The 21,119-nt window shown below is 54.0% G+C and carries 13 protein-coding genes; 3 read left to right on the top strand and 10 right to left on the bottom strand.

Annotated features, from left to right (window positions below; translation table 11 throughout):
* Positions 1-7: 7 nt before the first annotated feature.
* From KP806_RS24340 to KP806_RS24320, 5 genes are all read right to left on the bottom strand, one after another.
* Entirely contained in the window at positions 8-3,100 is a 3,093-nt protein-coding gene (locus KP806_RS24340; RefSeq protein WP_224726354.1) for an alpha-mannosidase, read from the bottom strand.
* 18 nt (positions 3,101-3,118) lie between these two features.
* Positions 3,119-5,320, bottom strand: coding sequence for a hypothetical protein (locus KP806_RS24335; protein WP_224726353.1), 2,202 nt, complete (start codon positions 5,318-5,320; stop codon positions 3,119-3,121).
* 412 nt (positions 5,321-5,732) lie between these two features.
* The gene (locus KP806_RS24330; protein WP_224726352.1) at positions 5,733-6,881 is read right to left on the bottom strand and encodes a GntR family transcriptional regulator; all 1,149 of its coding nucleotides are present in this window, start codon (positions 6,879-6,881) and stop codon (positions 5,733-5,735) included.
* Between the two features lie 166 nt (positions 6,882-7,047).
* On the bottom strand, positions 7,048-9,111 hold the full coding sequence (locus KP806_RS24325) for a GxGYxYP domain-containing protein (RefSeq protein WP_224726351.1): 2,064 nt from the start codon (positions 9,109-9,111) through the stop codon (positions 7,048-7,050).
* Between the two features lie 289 nt (positions 9,112-9,400).
* Complete coding sequence (locus tag KP806_RS24320) at positions 9,401-10,498, bottom strand: UDP-N-acetylmuramoyl-tripeptide--D-alanyl-D-alanine ligase (RefSeq protein WP_224726350.1); 1,098 nt, start codon at positions 10,496-10,498, stop codon at positions 9,401-9,403.
* Between the two features lie 280 nt (positions 10,499-10,778).
* Between KP806_RS24320 and KP806_RS24315 the strand changes: the two genes are divergently transcribed.
* Positions 10,779-11,822 (top strand): CapA family protein, encoded by a 1,044-nt coding sequence (locus tag KP806_RS24315; protein WP_224726349.1) that lies wholly within the window; start codon positions 10,779-10,781, stop codon positions 11,820-11,822.
* Positions 11,823-11,874: 52 nt separating this feature from the next.
* Here KP806_RS24315 and KP806_RS24310 read toward each other — a convergent pair whose 3' ends face one another.
* Positions 11,875-15,621 carry a hypothetical protein gene (locus KP806_RS24310; protein ID WP_224726348.1) on the bottom strand — a complete coding sequence of 1,249 codons (3,747 nt, stop codon included), beginning with the start codon at positions 15,619-15,621 and terminating at the stop codon, positions 11,875-11,877.
* A gap of 181 nt (positions 15,622-15,802) precedes the next feature.
* On the bottom strand, positions 15,803-16,936 hold the full coding sequence (locus KP806_RS24305; protein ID WP_224726347.1) for a copper amine oxidase N-terminal domain-containing protein: 1,134 nt from the start codon (positions 16,934-16,936) through the stop codon (positions 15,803-15,805).
* Positions 16,937-17,157: 221 nt separating this feature from the next.
* Here KP806_RS24305 and KP806_RS24300 point away from each other — a divergent pair, with 221 nt between their 5' ends.
* Together KP806_RS24300 and KP806_RS24295 are read left to right on the top strand one after the other, a co-directional pair.
* Positions 17,158-17,787, top strand: coding sequence for an HD domain-containing protein (locus tag KP806_RS24300; RefSeq protein WP_224726346.1), 630 nt, complete (start codon positions 17,158-17,160; stop codon positions 17,785-17,787).
* A 111-nt stretch (positions 17,788-17,898) separates the two neighbouring features.
* Positions 17,899-18,294 carry a VOC family protein gene (locus tag KP806_RS24295; protein WP_224726345.1) on the top strand — a complete coding sequence of 132 codons (396 nt, stop codon included), beginning with the start codon at positions 17,899-17,901 and terminating at the stop codon, positions 18,292-18,294.
* 334 nt (positions 18,295-18,628) lie between these two features.
* Here KP806_RS24295 and KP806_RS24290 read toward each other — a convergent pair whose 3' ends face one another.
* From KP806_RS24290 to KP806_RS24280, 3 genes are all read right to left on the bottom strand, one after another.
* Positions 18,629-19,021: a type II toxin-antitoxin system death-on-curing family toxin gene (locus tag KP806_RS24290; protein ID WP_224726344.1), complete on the bottom strand. Its 393-nt coding sequence runs from the start codon at positions 19,019-19,021 to the stop codon at positions 18,629-18,631.
* Position 19,022: 1 nt separating this feature from the next.
* A complete protein-coding gene (locus KP806_RS24285; protein ID WP_224726343.1) occupies positions 19,023-19,316 on the bottom strand; it encodes an AbrB/MazE/SpoVT family DNA-binding domain-containing protein in 294 nt (97 codons plus the stop codon).
* Between the two features lie 510 nt (positions 19,317-19,826).
* Complete coding sequence (locus KP806_RS24280; protein WP_318153790.1) at positions 19,827-21,080, bottom strand: TIGR02679 domain-containing protein; 1,254 nt, start codon at positions 21,078-21,080, stop codon at positions 19,827-19,829.
* Positions 21,081-21,119: the final 39 nt, after the last annotated feature.

Below are 21,119 nucleotides of genomic sequence, written 5' to 3'. Positions count from 1 at the left end.
TCCTCCTTTACTTGTCGACCAGAGCCGGATTCGTTAACCGTAAGGTTTTGATCTCGAACGGCGCAAACGTCAGCGGCACTCTTCCGCCTTCTGCCGGCAAAGCTCCGAGCTTCCGCTCCATTAAATCGGCCTCCCATGCTTCCCGGAATCCGAATCCGGAGCCGAGTGCCGCTTCCGCGCGGGCGCCGGCCGTTTCGTACAGCCTGATCACAAGATCGTCCCCGTCCTCGGCTTTTTTCACGGCCTCTATCATCACGTTCGGGTGTCCCGTATTCAGAAAAGATTGCGCCCCCGGCAGCATCGCCGCTGCCGATACCGGGCCGCCGGCTTGCGCCGCTGCCAACGCCGATGTCCGAAGCGGAACGTTCAGCTCATAACCGCGCTTGTACACTTCCGCCTGCACATGATCGCCCTTATGCGGATAAAGCGAATACGTGAACGTATGCTCCGCCCGGTCCGCTTCGGGATCGGGATAGGACGGGCTGCGCAGCAGGTTCAGGTCAAGCGTGCCGCCTTCCGCCCGGTGCCCGTATTTGCAGTCGTTCAGCAGCGCAACCCCGTAATCCGGCTCCGACAAATCCACCCAATGATGCGCGCAAATCTCATCCTTAGCATAATCCCACATCGTATTGCGGTGGGTGGGCCGCTTCAGGTAGCCGAACTGGATTTCACAGCTGACGGCGTCCGTACGGACATCTACCGGGAACGAGGTGCGCAGCATTTTGCCGGATTCCCGCCAGTCAACGTCGGTCACAAAGTCGATTCTGCGGCTGCCATGCGTCAGCACGACCTTCTGAGTCAGGATGGAATCGCCTGTCCGGTAGCGGTGAACGAGACCGGCTGTCGGTCCGTCGGCGAACTCCTCCGTATTTTCCAGCTGAAGCGGCAGGCCGCCCGTCTGCCTGTAATCCTGGCGGAAGTCCCAGGCGTCGCCCTGGTCGTGATAGATGCGCAGCGCATTCGCACCCTTGCCTTGCTGTACAATTTCCCGGCGGTGCTCCTTATCGTAAATTGAAGCGATGGAGCCGTCGGCCGCGAACGTAACGGTAAGCAGGTCGTTCTCGATGATCCGGTTCGCAGCCGATGCATGCAGTCCCGGGAAGGTCGGCAGCGCTTCAATTTCCACGGAAGCGGCTGTCTCCGCCATTGCCTGAGTGCGCTCCGCCGTCTCAGCCAGGGCGTAACCCATGGCCGGCACGGAGACCCGCATCCATCGTCCGTCTACCTTCATCCACTCCTCCCTGTCCCAGGACAGGGAATTGAACACCGCCAGCCGCCTGCCGGCCGGCTCTGCGGGCAGCCGCCGGACGATATCGCCGTATGCGCCGGCAATCAGGCCTTCCACCTGCGCCTCCAGCGCCGCATAGCGCTCCAGCGACTCATCGTATACCCTCTTGATCGACGATCCCGGCAAAATATCATGGAACTGGTACAGCAGCACTTCCTTCCAGATGGCCTCCAGCTCTTCGGCCGGATATGGTTTCCCGTTCATCATGCCGGCCAGCGCCGCCGCAAATTCCAGCTCGCGAAGCGCCTTCTCCAGCTTCCGGTTGTACCGCTTGCTGCGCGCCTGACTCGTCAGCGTCCCCTGATGCTTCTCCAGGTACAGCTCCCCGCTCCAGGTCTGGTAAAGATGCCGGCCTTCGCTTAGCTTCTCGAAGAAAGCCGTTGAGGTCGTCTGCACGACCGGGCTTAGGCCAAGCAAGTTTTTCTCGCGGGCCAGCCGCTCCAGATGCTCCTCCCCCGGACCGCCGCCCCCGTCGCCGATGCCGAACAGCATCAGGCAATGATCCGATACGTTTTTGTCCAAATAGTCCGTTTCCGCCTTGACGATCGAGCGCGGAGCGGCCGGGGAGTTATACGTATCCTCGGGGGGCATGTGCAGAAGCACCTGCGAGCCGTCAATGCCCTCCCACATGAACGTGTGATGCGGATGCCGGTTATACATGCTCCAGGAAAGCTTCTGCGTCATCATGTAGTCGACTCCGGCTTTTTTCAGCAGCTGCGGAAGGCTCGCCGTATAACCGAATACGTCCGGCATCCAGAGCGACTTCATTTCCTGTCCGAATTCCTGTTCAAAAAATCGTTTGCCGTATAGAATCTGGCGCACAAGCGCCTCGCCGCCCGGCACGTTCGTATCCGACTCGACCCACATCGCGCCCTGAAGCTCCCAGCGACCTTCGCTTACGCGCTCCTTGACCTGTTCATAAAGCTTCGGATATTTCGTTTTCATCCAATCGTATAGCTGGGGCTGGCTCGCCCCGAACACATAGTCGGGATAACGTTCCATCATGCGCAGCGCCGTGGAAAAGGTCCTTGCCCCTTTGCGGATCGTTTCCCGGATCGGCCACAGCCAGGCTAAATCGAGATGCGCATGGCCAACGGCGTTAATCGTCAATACCGGATCGCCGCCCCGCATCGCCAGCTGCTTACCGAGAATGCGGCGCGCCTCGCCGACCCGCTCGTCCGTCAGCTCCGTCAGCAGCAGGGACACCTCGTACAGCGCCTGCAAAATCCGCTCTTTGCGGGCAGAGCCGGCCGGCAGCCGTTCCGCGGTTTCAAGCAGCACTTCGCCATCGTAATACAGCCGCCTGACCTCTTCCCGGCAAACCGCGATTAACGCTTCCTTCAGCGTGCCGCTCCGGTATCGTCCGAACAGGTCGTTGCAGCCCGCATCCCCCCAAAGCTCGATCGGCTCCTCTCCCGTGGACGCTTCGCTTACGTGCACGACCCGTTTCCCGGGCAAGCCGAGGGAGTAATCGAATTCCGAGTTAATATTGGTCAGACCCTGTACGGGCGACCCTTCCTCGTCAACAAGGCAAAGCTCCCCGTTCACATCGATCAGCAGAACGACCTTGGCGCCTTTGGCCGATGCGGGCACCTTGCCCGCGAAGTGAAACCACGCGCAATCCCACAGATTGCCCCAGCGGTCCCCTTGAGCAAGCTCGATCCGTTGACCGGACATCCGCTCCTCGTAAGGCACCGGCTCCGGCGTTACCCAAGCCGTTACGCGCAGCTCCTCCAGCGGAACATAGATGTGCTCCTTCCAATCGTTCAGTATCGCTTTCAGCTGCTCAGGCCTTACCGTTTCATATGGCATACTCAGTCTCCTTTTCGGTCAGCGTTCCATTCCGCTTTCCCAACTTACATTCACCACAACATCCGCTTCGCTTGAATGGTGGTACCACAGTGCGACCGTCGCCGACGCTTCGTCCCACTTGAACGGGATCGTCTCCTCTTTGCCCCGGTAATGCAGCGATGCGGAAGCCGGACGCCGCGGGCAATAGAATCTGGCCGACGCCCGCATCCCGGAAGGACCCTTCGCCCGGAACTTGAAGCCCCCGGCGCTTGCTTCCAGAGATTCGATGCGGGAGGACGCCGCTATGCAGGCGATCTCCCATTCGGCCGGGCGGCCCTGCTCCACATCGTACAAAAATGCCTGTTCGCCGGGTGCCAGCCGTACTTCCGTCAGAATAGGGAGGGACGGGTCGAACAAATCGACGAACGGACCCGGAATAATCAGCGGCGTATCGTCGACCGACTCGTCAAGTACGGCGGCAATGACGTACGGCCCGCGCCGCAGCCGGAAATAATGCTTCGGCTGCCACGAACTATCCGGAGCTCCCAGCAGCTCCATCGTCGCTTTGACCGTGCTTCGTAAAGCGTCGGCTCCTTCGGCCGAATTCGCGCAAGCATCCGGCGCGGCGTTCAAATATCCGACGGCCCCTTTGCCTGCCCGGTAAACGCCGCTTGCCGCTCCCGCCAGGTCCAGCTGCTCGAACAAATGCTCACGGGGCGCGGCAAAGCGGCGGCTGCCTTCATTCCACCAGGCGCGGATACCGTTGTACGGGTCCGAGTCGTCCCCGACGTACACGAGCGCGCCTCCGTTTCTAACCCATCCGGCCAATGCGAAGTGCAGATCCGGAAATTCCGGCTTCATAAATTCGTAGCTGAGCAGCAGCACCCGGTACCCGTCCAGGTAGCTCGCGAACCGGCGTACGTTGTCGAGCTGGACGGGCCGCACCGGAATGCCGTGCTTGAGCAGCGGCAGCGCCAAGCCGTAGAACGGAGAAAAGTCGAGCAGCTCCGTATCCCCTTCCGCTTCGAACTTATCCGGATCGGTGCCGTCATATTTGCCGAGACCGGCAGGCTCGCCGTCCTCCATTTTCATGCGCTGAAACATCGCCGAGTCGGCAATCAGCACGCCGATTTTCCCGTCCGCCGACTCGTCGGTCTCCACATGCTGCTCCATGTTTCCGAGAGTGTGCATCACACTCAGCAGCAGCGTGGCGTAATCCGGCGGGATGCTTTCTTTCCCGCTGCCGTCCTCTGACGGATATTTCCCTTCAAAAATCCGTCTCGGCCACGGCGCCACCTCGTAATGCGATACGGCGGGATGAAGCAGCGACGCGGTTACGATCCGGAAATAATTTTGCTTGTAATCGGTCCAGGAATGGTTCGGGTTGTCTTCGATCGGATCGTGGAGAAACCACATCCGGCGTCCCGTCCCCCTGACCAGCTCCTGCATAATGCCGTATTCCAGATAAGCGGTTTCAAAAGTCCGTTCCTTCCGTATGCCTTCATACACATTGGGCGTCCGTGACGTCCCCGTCCAGATCTGCGCGATGTAGCCGTCAATGGAAGGCAAATCGATCAATTGCGATTCCGGGCTGACAATTCTCCACTGCGTATAGTTGATCAAGCTGTGGGACGGCACATAGAAGCGCAAATCCCGGCCGTACTGCGTCAGCGCATAGTCCTTCATTTCGGCGCACAAGCGGTCCAGACTGCGGGTATACAAATACGCCTTAAGCTTCGACGCCCTGAACTGCGCGTCCGGAGACGAGTGCGGAGGCGACCACGGCTCCCGGTAATACAGCCTCCATTCCCGCTTGAACGCTTCGGAATAGCCGCCGTTCACCCAAAATTCCGGTTCCTCCAGGTGAATCGCTTCCACGCCCGCGTCAACCGCAATCCGGATTTGACCGGCCAAAAAATTCGTGTACGCAAGGGACGGGACCATATACGGAACGTCCGGCGTATCGCCGTGTATAATCGGATCACCGTTCCTGTCGGTCTGCGCCTCGTCCCAGTGGACCCGCCCGTCTATCGTGCCGTTCAGGTAATCCTGGTATTCCCCCCAAGCTACTCCTGTCATCAGATGGACGATATAACCCTTTTCCTTCCACTGGCGAATCCGCTCGGGCATCGTGCCGTCGATTCCGTACACCATGACAAAATCCGTCTGCAAATCATAGGAAGCGCGATAAGGAGCGGACTCCTGAAAGCCGGTTCTTTCTTCCCTTCGATCTCTGGCCAAACGCAAAACCTCCTTGCCGGGTTTTCGTTACTGACGAATGTGTATGTAAAGAAGGCCGATTTCTCTTCCCCAGTATAACGTCCTATATGTATATATTCAATATATTTTTAAAAAACTTTTTATACCCTTTTCATAATCATCCATCGACATTCTGCAAGGGGAAACCGCCAAAAACTAGCCAAAAAGCACTACTCGCTCAAAAATCAGGAAATTCCACCCTCTTTTTTTCCATTTTCGTCATTCGAATCATTTGGATCAATCGGATCTTATGTCGAATCCTTCCTTTTTTTGTTTATATACATATTTAATATGGCGATAGTCTTCTCCGCATCGGAGAGCAGCGCACAGCAAAAAGCCGCCCTGACGTCACTGCAAATGACGGTCAGGGCGGCTTTCACCCGTTATGATCCGTTTAGCTGCACGGCCCCGTCGTACGACGGGTGATCAGCTCCGGTTTGATTAATATTTTGCTGAATTTCCCTTTAGGCTTGTACCCGGTGCCAATGCGGTCCAGAAGCAGGTTAGCCGCCTGATGGCCGATTTCGTGCTCGAACTGCTTCACGTGGGTGAAGGCGGTTACCCCTTCGAGAATGGCGGTTGAATCGTCGAACGTAATGATCGACAGGTCCTGCGGCACGCTCAGCCCGGCTTGCTCGGCCATTTGGTGAATATGGGCGCCCAGCTTGCCGTTCAGCGTAATATAGGCGGTCGCCATCCGGTTTTTCACATAGCGGTACAAAGGATGAGTCTGGCGGTCGTCCCCCTGATTCAAGCGGAATTCGGTAATAATATGGGCGGGATTGATGAGCGCGCCTTTGTTCTTTAGCGCATTCATATAGCCGTCGATTCTTTCCTGCACCGTAACCGTCTGCAGAGGCGAGTCGGAGCAAATCGCGATTTCGCGGTGGCCCAGCTCCCACAAGTAATCCACCGCAAGCTGCGTGCCCAGTCTGCCGTCCGATGCAATGTAATCCGTTTCTACGCCGGGCAGGAAGCGGTCGATGAGCACAAACGGGAACCCGCTGAACTTCATGCTCAAAATTTCCTCGTTATATTGCTCCTCGTCGACAGGGAAGATGAGCAGGCCTTCAACGCCGATATCCATGAACAGCTTGATCGCTTCCTTCTCCCGGTCCAGCTCTCCGCCCGACAATTGAATCAGCGACCGGTAGCCCTTCTCCTTCAGAGCGAGCTGCATGCCGTCAAGCAACCGGATCGAAAAATAATCCTCGATCGTCGGCATGATAATTCCGATCAGTCTCTGCCCGAGGCCCTCCGAACGGAAATGATCAAGAGGCTGCTGCTCGGACGAGCGATCGGAATCGGAAGGCTCCGGCGCCACTTTATTGACGAAGCTCCCTCTTCCCGGAACGCGGGAAATCGTCCCTTCGTTGACGAGCCCCGCCAAGGCGTTAACGACGGTAATCTTGCTCACGTTAAAGAGCTCCATAAGCTCCTTCTCCGTCGGAATGCGGTCGCCCTGCTTCATCCCCGAGGAGACGATCAGTTCTTTTATATAATCCTGAATTTGTTGATATAGCGGCATTCTCTCATTTTTCATGTCTTCACCAAAAATTCTGTATATTTTATATGTTATATATAATATATCCTTTGGCCAGACTTTTCAAGGGATCGCGCAAACAATTCGGTTGTCTTCTCTATTTGAAAAACGGAAAGGACGACCGGTGCAGCCGGCGTCCTCCCCTCGTCTTTCATATATCTTAAGCTTACGGCTTCGCCGGCAGTCCGTTCGCGCTGCGGATCAGCGAGAAATACTGGTCTGCGCGGACAGCCTCATACTCCGGTCCAAGCGACGCTTGCAGCTCCGCGATGTCCGATGGCGTCAAGCTCCATGCAAGCAGGCCGAGGGAGACGAACATCGGGGACTTGCCGTCCCAGTTCGCTTTCGCTTCTTCAAGAATTTTTTTGCCGTCCTGCGCCGTGCTGATGCCTTGAATCGTCGAGACCGGCAGCTTGCCGCCGATAATCTCGACGCCGTGATGGTCCTCCCAGCTCAGGAACAGTCCCGGAGCTTTGTACTCCTCGATATAAGCAGCGGCATGCTCCGGGCTCAGCGGCACATTTTGGCTGTCAATCCGGTTCAAGACGTAAGGAATGGTCATGCCCGTCTTCTCCAGATACGAGTAGGTCTGCTTCAGGAAGTCCGTGAACGACCCGGCCGGCCATGCATTCGGGTAGAAGTAGCCGGCGCCGGACGGTCCCGCGATAATCAGATCGTTAGCGGTTGCCGTATCGTTGTAATAATTCAGCATGGCAGGCGCGCCGTCGTATAGCAGCGGGCTGGACGTCCAGTTCAGCGGCACCTTGCCGCGGCTCGGATCGTCCCACAAAATGCGCATTCTATGCTGATTGTACTGGAAGTTGTCGCCTTCGCTGAACGTATACGTCACGTAAATTTTATTTTCCAGCTTCGGCGCAGCCGCCGCTTTGGTTTTTGCCTTATTCGCTTTCGTGCCGGAGAACACAGTCAGATTGCTGAACCAGTCGGCCGCCAGGACATAGACGCCATGGCTCGACGTAATTTCAACGCCGCTGAATTCCCCGTCCACATCGTTGCTGAACCAGCCCAGGTAAGGTGTGCCCGGCTCTACATCGGACAAAATTTTCTCGAACAGCGCCTTCTGCTCCGGAACGTTGGAATCAAGCCAGAATACCATCGCTTTGTTCGCGACGGCGTAGTCGCGCAGGTAGCCGTACGGCTCCTTCTGCTCGGACGATACAGGCTTCTCGTTACCTGCGGATACCTTGTACTGGTTCCACATATCGACCGATGCCGTCAGCTGCTTCGTTCCGGCAGGCGGCGTGAATTTGTAGACGAAATAACGACCATTGTCTGCGAACCGGTGTCCGCCGCTTCCTGCGGACACCTGCGAGCCGCCTCCGTCATACAGGAAGGCTTCCTCCTCCGGCGTCCCCGGAATAAATTGCGCGATCGTCCGGCCGTCGGCTTTGACCGTCACTTCATGAACGGCAGTCCCCCAGCCGTCCTGCGGGAATGCATCGTCGAAGCGGAGGTACACGTCCTCTTTGCCGAGGCTGCCGCTCAGATCGAGGTCATATACCTTCCGGTTTTTGGCGTCCCGCTCCTGCGTCGTATCCTGCGCCAGCACCTTAAACAGATCGGACTGGTCCGGCAGCCGGACGGAGGTCATCGGGCTGAGCCCGACGATCATCCGGTGCGTCGTCTTGCTCCACAGATTTTCGTACTGCCAGGTGTACGCGTCCAGACGGTCCTTGAATTTCCCCTGCAGGTCGTCCAGCACCTTCAGGCCGTACGGCTCCGCCTGCAGCTTCTCCGCCAGCTCGGGGCTTGCGACGACCGCTCCCTTCAAGCCGGCCAGCGTCGTTGCCACATTGACCGAATCCGGAACGTTCGGATCGTAAACGATGAGGCCGTTAACCTCATTCGCGTAGGCTTTTACAATTTGCCAGTAGTCGTCCCGGACCTTGTACGTCACGTTCAGGTCGTTCAGCCATGTAAACTTGCCTTCCTCTTTATTTTCCAGCAAATAGATGCGGGGCTCCGCACGGTTGACGATGCCTTGCAGGGTTGCCATCAGAAGCTTAATGTCGCCGGGAGCATCGTAAATGTCCGCCACATCCAGCTGCTTGATTTTCGAAAAGCTTGGAAGCGCTTGCTTTGCAGGCCAGGAAATCGAGCTCGCCCGCGCGTTTTCCCCGGATTGACCGGAGTCGGCTGCGGAAATGCCTAATGACATGGTGAGCGAACATACGACTGCGAGTCCGATCACGGTAAACTTACGAAACATGTTATACACCTCGGTTTAATTATGGTTTTGAGGACAACCTGTCGTCGCACGCCTGATCCCCGCACCCCTCCTTTACCCGGCCGCGTTCCTTCTCATCCTCACAAATACATATTTAATATATTGATAATACTATTGCAACCTTTTCTACAAAATCTCTTATACAATGACATCAATATGATTCTGTTGTTGGAGGACGACGGCTTTAAAAATGGTTAATTTCTCCTACTTGTGACAGGCAGCATAGGAAAACTAATAAACCACAACCGCAGCCGGTTGTGGTTTCATTTATTCAGACATTTCGTTTCAAGTAAGGCACCATCGAGCTCATGCCAAGGCCGTGCGAGCCTTTAATGAGAATCGTAGCGCCCGATTCCAGCGTACGGCTTAGTGCCCGCTGCAGCTGAGGCTTGCCCGCATAGCTATAAATCCGGCCTGCGGGGAAGCCCGCCTCTCTCGCGCCGGCCGCAATGTGCCTGCCCGCTCCGCCAAGCGTATACAAGCGGCTGAGCTTTTTACCCGCGGCATATCTCCCGACCTCCCGATGTCCCTTGACCGTATACCGGCCTAACTCCATCATGGAACCGAGCACCGCTATTTTGGGGCCGGCGCCAACGCTCGCCAGAACATCAAGCGCAGCCTTCGCGGCGTCGGGATTGGAGCTGAACGAATCGTCGATCAGCCTGATATTCCGTCTTAAGCGGTGGACCTTCAGGCGTCTATTCGGCCTTGCATACGAACGAAGCCCGGCTTGCATTTCTTGAGGCGTGAACCCGAAACGATGCGAGATGGCAATGGCAAACAGGGCATTTAAAATGTTATGTCTTCCAAACACAGGAATATAGAAGCCATGTGCTTTTCCGTTCAGCATGACCTTAAAGCTCATTCCTCCGCTTGCATATTTCACGTCGAAGGCCCTGTAATCCGCATGGCTTCGCATGCCCACCCGAATGATTTTACCTTTGAATCCTTTTGTATGCAGCAATTTGGAGTTGGGGTCGTCCGCATTCAGCAGCAGGGTACCGCTCGGCTTCATATAACGGATCAGCTCGGACTTTGCCTTAGCCACCCCTTCAATTCGACCGCCAAAGTTGCCGACATGAGCCCTGCCGACATTTGTAATCACTCCGATAGTCGGCTGCAAATGCTGGCAATGCCATTTGATATTGTTATAAAACTGCATGCCGTACTCCAGGACCGCCGCCCGGTGATAGGAGCGAATCAGCTTGGCATGCCTTCTTGTAGCGCTGGGAGCATTGTTGTTATGCGCAGATTTGAGTATGCTCCACCGCCTTCTCAGCACGGCTGCAATCATTTCCTTGGTGGTCGTCTTGCCCGCACTTCCCGTAACCGCTATAATCGGCCTTCGTCTAGTGGCTGTCAGCTCCAAATTGCCGCCCCCTCAAGCGTAAACGGCTGACGCCGTCCTTTGGCGGCAAAAGCTCGTTTCGCGATGAAAAATAAGTCCACTATCAAGTGGAATTTATACTTTCTTATATTTTGAAAAACATAATCGTCCCTGAATCGTTCCGCACGCTATTTTATGCCGGATAAACCGGGAAGGAAAGAGGGTATTGCCTAATTGGCGGCCGTTTCCGCTCACCATGTGCATTCGCCCGTCATACGATGACATAAGCAAATAACCTTAGGCATGAAAGGATACGGATACCTTGACTACGGAATTCAAGCTGGCTGCCGTCGGGGATATTTTGATGATAGGGCCCATCCTGACAACGGCCAAACAAGCCGGCGAAAACAAATATGCGTTCAAGCCGATCTTTCAGCACGTAGCCCCCTTGCTCCAGCAAGCCGATCTGGTTATCGGCAACCTGGAGACACCGCTCGCGGGCCGGGAGGACCGCTATACGCAGCCGAATGCGCGTACAGGCTTCTCCATGTTCAACTGTCCGGACGATCTGGCGCCCGCTCTGAAAGAAACCGGCTTCCATGTCTTGACCACCGCGAACAACCATTGCATGGACCGGGGCGAGAAAGGGCTGGTCCGCACGCTTCAGGTTCTGGACGACAACGGATTGGCGCATACGGGCACTTACGCTTCCGATCCCGGTGCGGATAATCATCTGATTCTCACGGTAAACGGCATCAAGGTCGGCATTGTCAGCTACTCCAAAGGAACGAACAAAATCCCGCTCCCTCAAGGAAAAGCCTGGATGGTCAATGAGGTGACTCCCGCCACTTCCAGCAAAACCGCCGACCATATCCGCAGGCTTGCGCGCGAGGTCGATGTCGTCGTGGCATGCCTGCATATCGGACGGGAATGCCGCCATTACCCTTTAAAGCAATCCCGGCGCCTCGTCAACCTGCTGCTCGCAAGCGGTGCGCATATTATTCTGGGCAATCATCCCCACGTTCTGCAGCCGGCCTTTCTCACTAAGAACGGCCGTTATGTCATCTATTCGCTCAGTAATTTTATCGCTACCCGCATTTACCGCAACCCGGCTACCAACTGCGGCGTCATCGTTCAGCTGACCGTCCAAAAAGACAGCGACGGAAAAGTAAAAGTTACAAAAGCCGCCCACATCCCCACCTGGTCGACACGGATCAAGACCGCCGGCGGCGTGAAATACCGGATTTTGCCAATCCGTCAAGCGCTGGCGAAGCCGGAGCCGGGCCAATCGGCGGCAGACCGGGCGCTTATGCGCAAGATTTGGAGCCGAATGCGGCCTTTGCTGGCCTCAAAGACTAAGTCTTAGGCGGGGAGCTGCGACTCTCTTCGGCTCGCTGATAGCGACGGCATACCCACCCTCAAACGGAGGGGGACGCCGCCTGATTCGCCGCCGGGCCAGGCTTCCGCTGGAATAAAGCCGGCGCGCCATGCCGGGCTGTGCGGAGCCTCCCTCCGGATACGCCAAGGGAACGACTGTCCGCTAAGGCTCTATGGACAGTACGGCTTTTTGGGAGGCGCCGGCCGTTTGATTTGCTTCCGCTCGTTTTATGGCTGCCGGTATGGCGGGTGCCGGTTTCGCGTCTGCGGGATTTTCGACTGCTGTTTCCGCCTGGATTAGAGCGATTTCCGGTTGCCGGCTTTGGGACTGCCGCCTGTCTTACTGCCGTCGCGGAATGCGCGATTTGAGCGGTAGTCGCCGGAATTGCCGGAATCGCCGTGATCGCGGGGATCACTTCCTCCGACGCTTGTTGATTTATTTGCGGCTTGTATTCTTGAAGGCGTTCCTCCGTTTTTTTGCGCCAAATGTCGTACACCTTCAGCCGAAAATCCGTTCCGCCGGCCGTGCCCGCCAGCTCCGCAGGCAGCCTTAATCCGGATTCGGGATCACCGCTCGTAAAAGCGAAATAGCAAAACGGAGGCGGAATCATCACGCTCGTCTCGCCCCCCGGGCTATCCGAAGCAAGGACCAGCGGCTTGGAAGCATCGAAACGGTTAATCCCGTGCTTCCCGTCCATATCCCTTCCTTTGTAAAAAGTCGCGTTTACCACAATCGCCGGAGTGCTCGCCTTATTGGACCATCCGCCTATGGCAAGCCATTGCTCCGCCGTCATCGCTTGTTCGCCGCTTGTTAAACCCGTCCACAGCCGGTTCCGCCGGTTAAATGCATCATCCTTATAGACGCGGCCTGCCGGAGGCGGAGCTTCGCCGAGCATAGAGGCAGGAAGACCGGTCCAGATCGCAGGAAAATTGACGGCATAAGCCGCAACCAAGGCGGTGCTTTCGATCTGCAGCTCTTCGACATGAGACGTGCCTTTCATTAAGGGATTTGCGGCATTTTTTGACGTTCTTTGCGAGTAAGCGACTTCCGATATGCCGATCCCGTTGGCATCCGCTCCGGCAAAAGCGGTCACCTTGCTATGATGAAGGATGCAGATCGTATGGATATGCGATACGGCAGCTATCATTCCGGCATTGGCGGGGTTCGCGTTTTCCGTACAGCCTGCGCCGATTCCCGGAGCTCTGAGGCCGCCGTATGCGCCTCCGATTCGGGTGTTCTCCATCCGGATAACGCCAACAGTTGAGGTTCCGCCGTACGAATATTGAATGAAAGGCTCCTCGAAGCCAAAATCATTCGCATAACCTGCCCCGATCCCCGCGCCTCTGTCGTACTCAAATCCCGCTCCGGTCCAGCACTTTCCGCCTTTTGTGTATTCAATCCTCGTATTGCGCAGGACGATGGCATGCACACGGCTCTCGCCGCCGTTTGTCGAGCAGCCCGAGCCGATGCCGGGCGCCAATTTTCCGCCTTCGACGCTTGCAATCTCTACGTTTTCCATTCGGATATTGCCGATCCATGTAATGCCGCCCGGCCTGCTTGCGGTTGACCCGGCACCGGCTGCGCCCGAACCGATTCCCGTTCCGGCAAGAATATAGCCCACGGCATCCGTATACGGGTAAGCGGCAATCTCGGCAAAAAAGGAGTCGGAGATGAGAATATCCCCAAGCTCCCAATTTTTCCAATCGGCTGCAAGACCGGTGCCGCGATAGGTGCCAATCACCGATGCTGCGCGTCCTCCCGTACTGCTGCCCGAGCCAATGCCGGCGCCGAAGTTCCCGCCGATTACCTCTCCGAAGGCGGTGCCCGTTATCGAGATAGAGCCTACCGAAGCTTGGCTGCAGTCCGAATCCGCCCTGCCTGTGCCGATTGCCGCGCCTCCTGAGCTTCCGTAAATTTTTTCTAATGTGGAATTTTCAATAACGATTTCATGTACCCTGGAATAGGCACCGTGCAAAGCGGAAGCTGCACCGATGCCAACGCCGGAATCGGTAAGCGGATGACTTCCTCCGGCCGCTCTCTTGATCACCGCGCTGCTGATTCGTATGTGTCCGACAATCGACATGCCTCTTGCGCCGCCGGCACTGCCGCAAGCCGCTCCCCCTGCGCCGATGCCGGCACCGCTAAACTCGCTGGAAGCATCGGCAATAACCGCGCCGCCTGAAATTTCGATGCTGCCGACCTGCGAAGTTCCGCCGTTGCCGAAGCCCGTACCGATTCCCGCGCCTCCCATGGAGCCGTTATCGAATGACGAGCCTCCGGCCGTTACCGTTCCGCCGGTAATTCGAATATTTGCCACAGCGCATGTGCTGTTCGAAGATGCCGTTCCCGGGCCGATGCCCGGCGAGTTTCTATACCCGGCTGCCGTTACGCTGCCCCCGGAAATTTCAATTCTCCCGGTTTTGGCCCATACGTTGCGGATAGCCGGACTATGGATTCCGCCCGTACCGATGCCGGCGCCGATCGGGCTGCCCTTTGCGGTTACATTTCCGCCGGAGATGATAATATGCTGCACTTGCGTCGTCGCATTCGATCCTTGAGCCGAGCCGGCTCCAATCCCCGCCCCGCCCTGTAGCGTCTGCGAAGCCGTCGCCGTAACCTCTCCGCCAAAAATCACAATAGATCCCGCAGTCGAAATCCCGCCGCCGGCCGCATAACCCGATCCGATTCCCGCTCCGCCTTGAGAGTCCGGCTCCGTGCAGCTGCCTCCGGCTGCCGTAATCCGCCCTGCGTGAATGACGATGCTTCCCACCTTCGAAACGGCGGCCATGCTGGTGCCCGCCGCGCCGATGCCGCTTCCCGTAAAGCTAGCGACAGCCGCACCAATCGCATTCACACAGCCGTCGCTTATAGCGATATCGCCTACGCTGGATTCGCCGCCGGTCGCCGCCGGCCAGGAAGAGCCGATTCCCGCTCCGCCGAAGCTCCCCGTAGAGCCGACCATTGAGCCGCCGGTTGCCGTCACTTTCGTGTTCGAGCCGTTTATTTCGATGCTCCCTACTCTCGATATCGCATTGGCGCCCGCGCAGGCCGAGCCGATTCCCGCTCCGCTATACCGATCGGAGAAATCGCCGCCTTTAGCCGATATGTCCCCGCCATTAATCGTAATCATCGCCACATAGGACGAACCCGCGTCCGCATGGCCCGAGCCGATGCCTGCCCCGCCGTTGCTTCTGACGCTTCCGCCGCTCGCTTTTATCGTTCCCCCGTTAATCGTAATGCTGCCAAAAAAGGAGCCCGCCGCGCCGGTAGACGCACCCGCCCCTATTCCCGCGCCGCTGACATGGCCCGCGGCGGTTGTCGAATAGCCGATTGCTGTAATATGACCGCTCATAATGGTCAGATTGCCGCCTCTTGCATTCAAGCTGCCGCCAATGCCTGCCGAGCCATAGCCGCCTACCGCCGTTAAAGCACTTCCCGGTACAAGAAAATCTTCGCGAATGGTAAGGCTGCCGTACTCCAATATTTCCAGACCCGCTTTGCCTAAAGCGGCAGAAGCGCCCAGGCTTACCAATCGATTGTTACCCGCGAATCGGATATCCACATTTCCGGTGACTATTGAAATCGGAGCATTGGCCGTTGCTGTCGTAATCACCGCATTGTCCAACACAACCGAAACGGCTCCGGCAATGACCAGCTTGTTCACGGACGTCGACCCGATCACCCGGTAAGTCACAAATGGGCTGCTTAGCGTTACTATACCGTCGATCACCTTAACGCCGTATTTTGAATTAGGCATCGGACTAGTCATATTCACAACAATCTCCATGGCGGCACTCCTTTCCAATGTATTGTCAGCCATATTATATTTGGAAACCGCCGAATGGGTGTACAAGAACCCGGTAAATAGGCCATACAACAGGCCTTTGCTGCGGGTGACTGATTTTTGTTGATGCTTATAAAAAAAAAGCGAAGCAGGATCATATCCTGCTCCGCATTCTTTCACCAAACTACTTTCTCGGATAATACCCGAGGAACTGCTTCGATTCAAAATCAAACGCGACGACCAACGGTCCAAGCAGCGCATCCTGATCGGTATTGTACGTTACCGTTACCAGATTGCCGCCTGCGGCCTTAATCTCTTCAAACAATTTCTTTTGTTCGTCCGTTGAGCCCATGACATACGCGTCCTTTGCAGCAACGATCTGTACAGGCGCTTCATTTTTCTTCGTCGTAATATGGGAAGCTTGCTCTTTCGCTACTTGTGCCCATGCCAAATCACGATATTCTTGCGCCGCTTCCTCCGTCAATTTGCCTTCCGGGGTTTGCAGATCAGACAGCACGACGAGATAGAACAGCGGGCTTTGCGGCGGAAGGCTCTTCGTCATAATCGGCCCGTAATAAGCGCGCACCTTCGTTCCGGCTTTCAAATCCTCCCACTTGACCGATTCTCCTTGAGCGGTCAGAACGCTCGTTTCTTTGCCTGCGTTCAGGACCAGGCTTGTGACGGTTTCTCCGTCTTTCGTTTCGCCAAACCGGACCTGCCAGCCATCGTTCGTGCGTTCAACCGATTGAATGGCTTCTTCCTTGATCAACCGCTGCGCGTCGACCGTAATCGAAGCGGCGTGGGATTGTCCCGGGTAGCTCATGGTCATAACCGGTCCGTATTCGGCCGTAATTTCCATGCCGGCTTTCAAATCTTTGGCTGCAAAGTCTTTGCCGTCTGCGTCTTTAATGACGGTTTCTTTATCTGCATATAAAATAACCCAGGAGTTAGCGCCCTTGCCGAGCAGCTCGATTCGATACCGGTCTGCGCCATCCGCTTTTACGTCGACAATAACGCCGATTCCGTCTATGTAATCGGCTTCCTCGTCGTCGGAAATAGTGTCCAGCTCGATTTCTTTGTTTTTAGCGTCGTAGTTTACGCTGTATCCCAAACCGGCCGCAGCGTCGCGTACCGGAATATAGGCTTTGCCATTGATATAAACCGGTGTCAGCGAAGTATTTTCACCATCGATCAGAACCTTTACGTCCTTCTTCAAAAAGCCGTTCACCTTCTCCACCACGCCCGACGCTCCTACAACAGCCGTAGTCCCGAGCAATCCGGCAGCCGTTAACAATACGATCAGCTTTTTCTTGTGCATGTGATAAAGCTCCTTCCACGTTGTACGTTATTTGGATGTTAAGTCATTCCAGCCCCTTAGACGTGCTTTGTTTGAGAAAGGTTGCACAGGTGAAGCTTATCGATTCCGATCTACTTAAAGATCATAACTTCCTTCAAGTTTAATTATCTATTAACAATTGGAATTTATACTTTTCATATACCGCTACACCATACATTCCGTACAAGAAAGGAACTTGCCATATGGGTATTCATACGTATTTCCAATCGTTAACCGATTTAGAGCGAATTATCCGTTGCCCAGGCAAATTCAAATTTCAGGAGCATAGCGTATCCGCTCATTCCTGGAAGGTCGTTCAATATGCCAAAACATTGGCGGATATTGAAGAGAGCAATGGCGTTAATGTGGATTGGAAGAAGCTGTACGAAATTACCAGCAGTCATGATTACGGGGAAATTTTTATCGGGGATATTAAAACGCCTGTAAAACACTATTCTCTCGAGCTGCGCGCCATGCTGCAAAAAGTAGAAGAAGGAATGGTTGCTCATTTTATCGACGAGCATATTCCGGAGCAATTTCAGCCTATTTTCCGCAGACAGCTGCGGGAAGGCAAAGACGATTCGGTAGAAGGCAGAATATTGGAAGTGGCCGATAAGCTCGACCAAGTCTATGAAGCCATAGCAGAGCTTCAGCGAGGGAATTCGGAAAAAGAATTTATCGTAATGTATCGAAGTGCTCTTATCAAAATTAAGGGAATCGAGCTTCATTGCGTAACCTATTTTCTCGAGCATATTTTACCCGATATCGTTCGTGAAGCATCCAGATCGCCGATCGACATTGAGCAGATTACGAAGGAAGCGTTGGCTTCATAGGAAGCATGCTTATTTATTCCTTTAGATATTTTCCATAATTTATTTATAAAGAGGTAGGAAAGGGAAACATAATAAAGAAAGTTTTAAGCATGTCAAAAATAGGAGGTAATTATGGGAAGATTAGTTCATTTCGAAATCCATGTAGATGATATGGAACGTGCCAAGAAGTTTTATGGAGAGGTATTTGGATGGACATTTGAGGATTGGAGCGAATACGCTGGAATGCCTTATTTTGGAGCTGTAACCGGCGACGCCGATGAACCTGGAATTAATGGAGCTTTGATGCAGCGTCAAGGCCCTTCCCCTGAGTCAGGTCAGCCTATGAATGGCTATGCCTGTACGATGGGGGTGGAAGATTACGATTCTACCGAAGCTAAAATTATTAGTCTTGGAGGCAAGATTGCCATGCCGAAATACGCTCTTCCTGGTATGGCGTGGCAGGGATATTATATCGATACGGAAGGAAATCTTTTTGGCATTCATCAGCCGGATAAGAACGCGAAATAGACTTTGGATCGTCTGAAAGTTTTATAAAAGAGGACAGAGCCCTTCGCCCCGTCAATGCTTAAGCTTTTACGGGGCGAAGGGCTCTTTTTATCGATGCTGATCAAACAGAATTTGATTTCCGTCCGGATCCTCGATAATAAAAATGTGCCGGTCCTTCTTTTGTTACAACCGCTTCTGCTTTTTAACTGCTATATAACCCAATAATGCAAAAAAGACACCTGTCACGGTGCCTTTTTTCATGGTATTGGTGGAAGCAAGGGGGTTAAACCCCTGTCCGAAGATCACGCCACAGGTATAGTTGCAGCTTTGATATCAACTGAGCAGCCGCTTTAAATTAGATTTCTTCAGCATGCTCTTCAAGAATATGAACGATAGTCTCCAAAGTATGTAATCCTTTTGCAATATCGACTATAAATTCTACCGCATATATACGTTCCATTCGCAGATGGTATCCATTCAACATCAAATATGACTTTGTAACCAGATAGGCTGTCCGCTTATTACCATTATGAAAGCAATGATTCTTCACTAGAGATTCGAGAAACGCTGCAGCCTTGTCAAATAAAGTTGGATAAGCATCTTCTCCAAATACACTTTGCCCGGGTCTATGTACCGCAGATTCCAGCAAACCATGATCTTTCACGCCTGCTTGATCTGCGTCATTCATTCTTTTCATCATAAAATAGTGTGCTGCGATTACTTCTTCCTTGGTCAGAAAATTAGTCATATCATCGGTCCTTTAAATCCTCAAGAATTCCCTTATCCTCTTCAAAGATATCAAAGAAAGCTTCCAGAACTTCAGGACGGACATGATCGGGCAGCTTACTTTGTCGAACCTTTTTCAATACCACTTCACCACGATCATTTTCAATGAATTCAATCTCATCCCCTTGCGAAACATCTAGCTTTGCAGCAAGACTTTTAGGCAAGCTTACACCCAAACTGTTTCCCATTCGTCCTATTTTGCGGGAATAACGCGTCACATTCCGTTTATCATTCGTCATTTTCACCACACCATTCATATAACATTCTCCTTTCCATAGTATGATCAGCACTCAATAAGTTATACCTTATAACAGTAATAACTTTTATAACGTATATACATTTTATCAAACTTTTTTAAGTATATAAAGCAAAAATCGACAACCTCATGCGGTTGTGAATTTACATGGTGGAGGCGAAGCGTAGCTGTGCAAGACCACAATTCGTCGGAGTGTGATGCTGAAATTGTTTGGTGTTTGGAGATGCTACATACATCACTATTACGAAAACGGGCTGACAGTCATTTCATTTATCATTCTCTTCAGGAACGATTCCAATATCTCCAACCAAGCCAGCATTGAAAAGCGTACTTCCGAGCCCCGTATCGATCAGCACTCGCCCCTCATAAGGATCGGTCGAACCATATGGATAGGCTTGGAATCTTGAAATTCATATCTTTGAAGAAAGCCGACCTCATACGGTCGGCCTTCATGTTAATGGAGGCGAAGGAGACGGAACCCTTGTTCGAAGATGGCCTCAGCTTCCTTCTTTCAGAAACGCTTTAAATCCTGAAGCAGCTCGGTGATCCACAACTCTTGATGAAGCTTGACTCGCTTGTCATTTATAGCTTCTGCTAAAGCTGAGTCCCAATCGTATTGAGATTCGGCCAAACGCGACCAATCTGTTTCACTCAATGGAATTCCTTTATGGAAATATCGGAGATATTGAGTTGTATCCATGCGCCAAGCACGAAAAGCATCCGGATAGCGCAGCTGCAAGCCTCGCGCAATGCTGAGTCCGGCAGGATCCAAATCTCCTGCATAATACAACATAATTCCCTCACGGCAGCTGAGCAGTACATCAAGCAGCTTAATTACAGCCGTTGCAGGCTGACCGTTTCCGCAAATGATAACAGGCGGGATATCACTATTTGTTTCTTCTCTCTTCTGCGCATCCGCATCCATCAGTTCGGCAAATACAGACGGATTCTCTACCATATGAATGCGCGTAAAACAACGCTGTCCAAACCGCTCCGCGGTTAATTGCTCTACTTGTCTAAGCGTCAATATGCGCTCTTCCCGCACGCCAAACAGCTCCGGCGCGTAAAGCATGACTTGAGAGGAAAGATCGTCGTCGGAAACACCGCCTCGGCGGTACCCTTCCCGGATTAAAATGGCTTGCGAGTTATTGGCAGGCGTCAAATCCGCAGATTCAAGCTGGCTATCTTCCAGCATAGGCGCAAACGACAGCTCTTGGATCGCCGTTAGCCCCCACCAGAACAGACGCCCAAGCGGAGTCTTCCAGTCCAATGCATGTGCGTCGCCCGTAATTTCCACCGCCAAAACAGGCAACCGAATAGGCTTGCTGCCTTGCGCCGCAACGCTGCTTTTTAAAGCAACTATACAAAGCTTGAGACACCTGTGCGCTTCCTCCGGAGACTTGGCAAACACGATTCTGAGAGTGCGGGAACCTGGTGATGAATCATCTATAAGCCCCTGCACCCAGCTAAAGATGCCATTATCGGTTTCACCACCCGTCACACATACTTCCTCAATTACGGATTGGATAATGCTGGTCCATTCCAAATTTATTCGGATGGCCTGCTCTCGACGCGTCAGAACCGGCTCACCGTTTAACAGCTCGAGCAGCTTTGGTATCGTCAGCTCGAATCGGTTATCTTTTAAAAGCTTCTCGAACTTCTTCAACGAATACCGTTTTGTTTCGCCCGGTACCGGAGGACTGTACGTTCTGTAAAAATTATCAAGCGTTTCTCGTTCAATATCACTAATGGTCGTAAGCGTCACATACCCTCTTACCCCCTCTTTGGAGGCCATATACTGCCT

The organism is Paenibacillus vietnamensis (assembly GCF_020169515.1).
Classification (GTDB): domain Bacteria; phylum Bacillota; class Bacilli; order Paenibacillales; family Paenibacillaceae; genus Pristimantibacillus; species Pristimantibacillus vietnamensis.
Note: the sequence above shows the minus strand (reverse complement) of the source record. Positions and strands in the feature narration are given on the sequence as shown.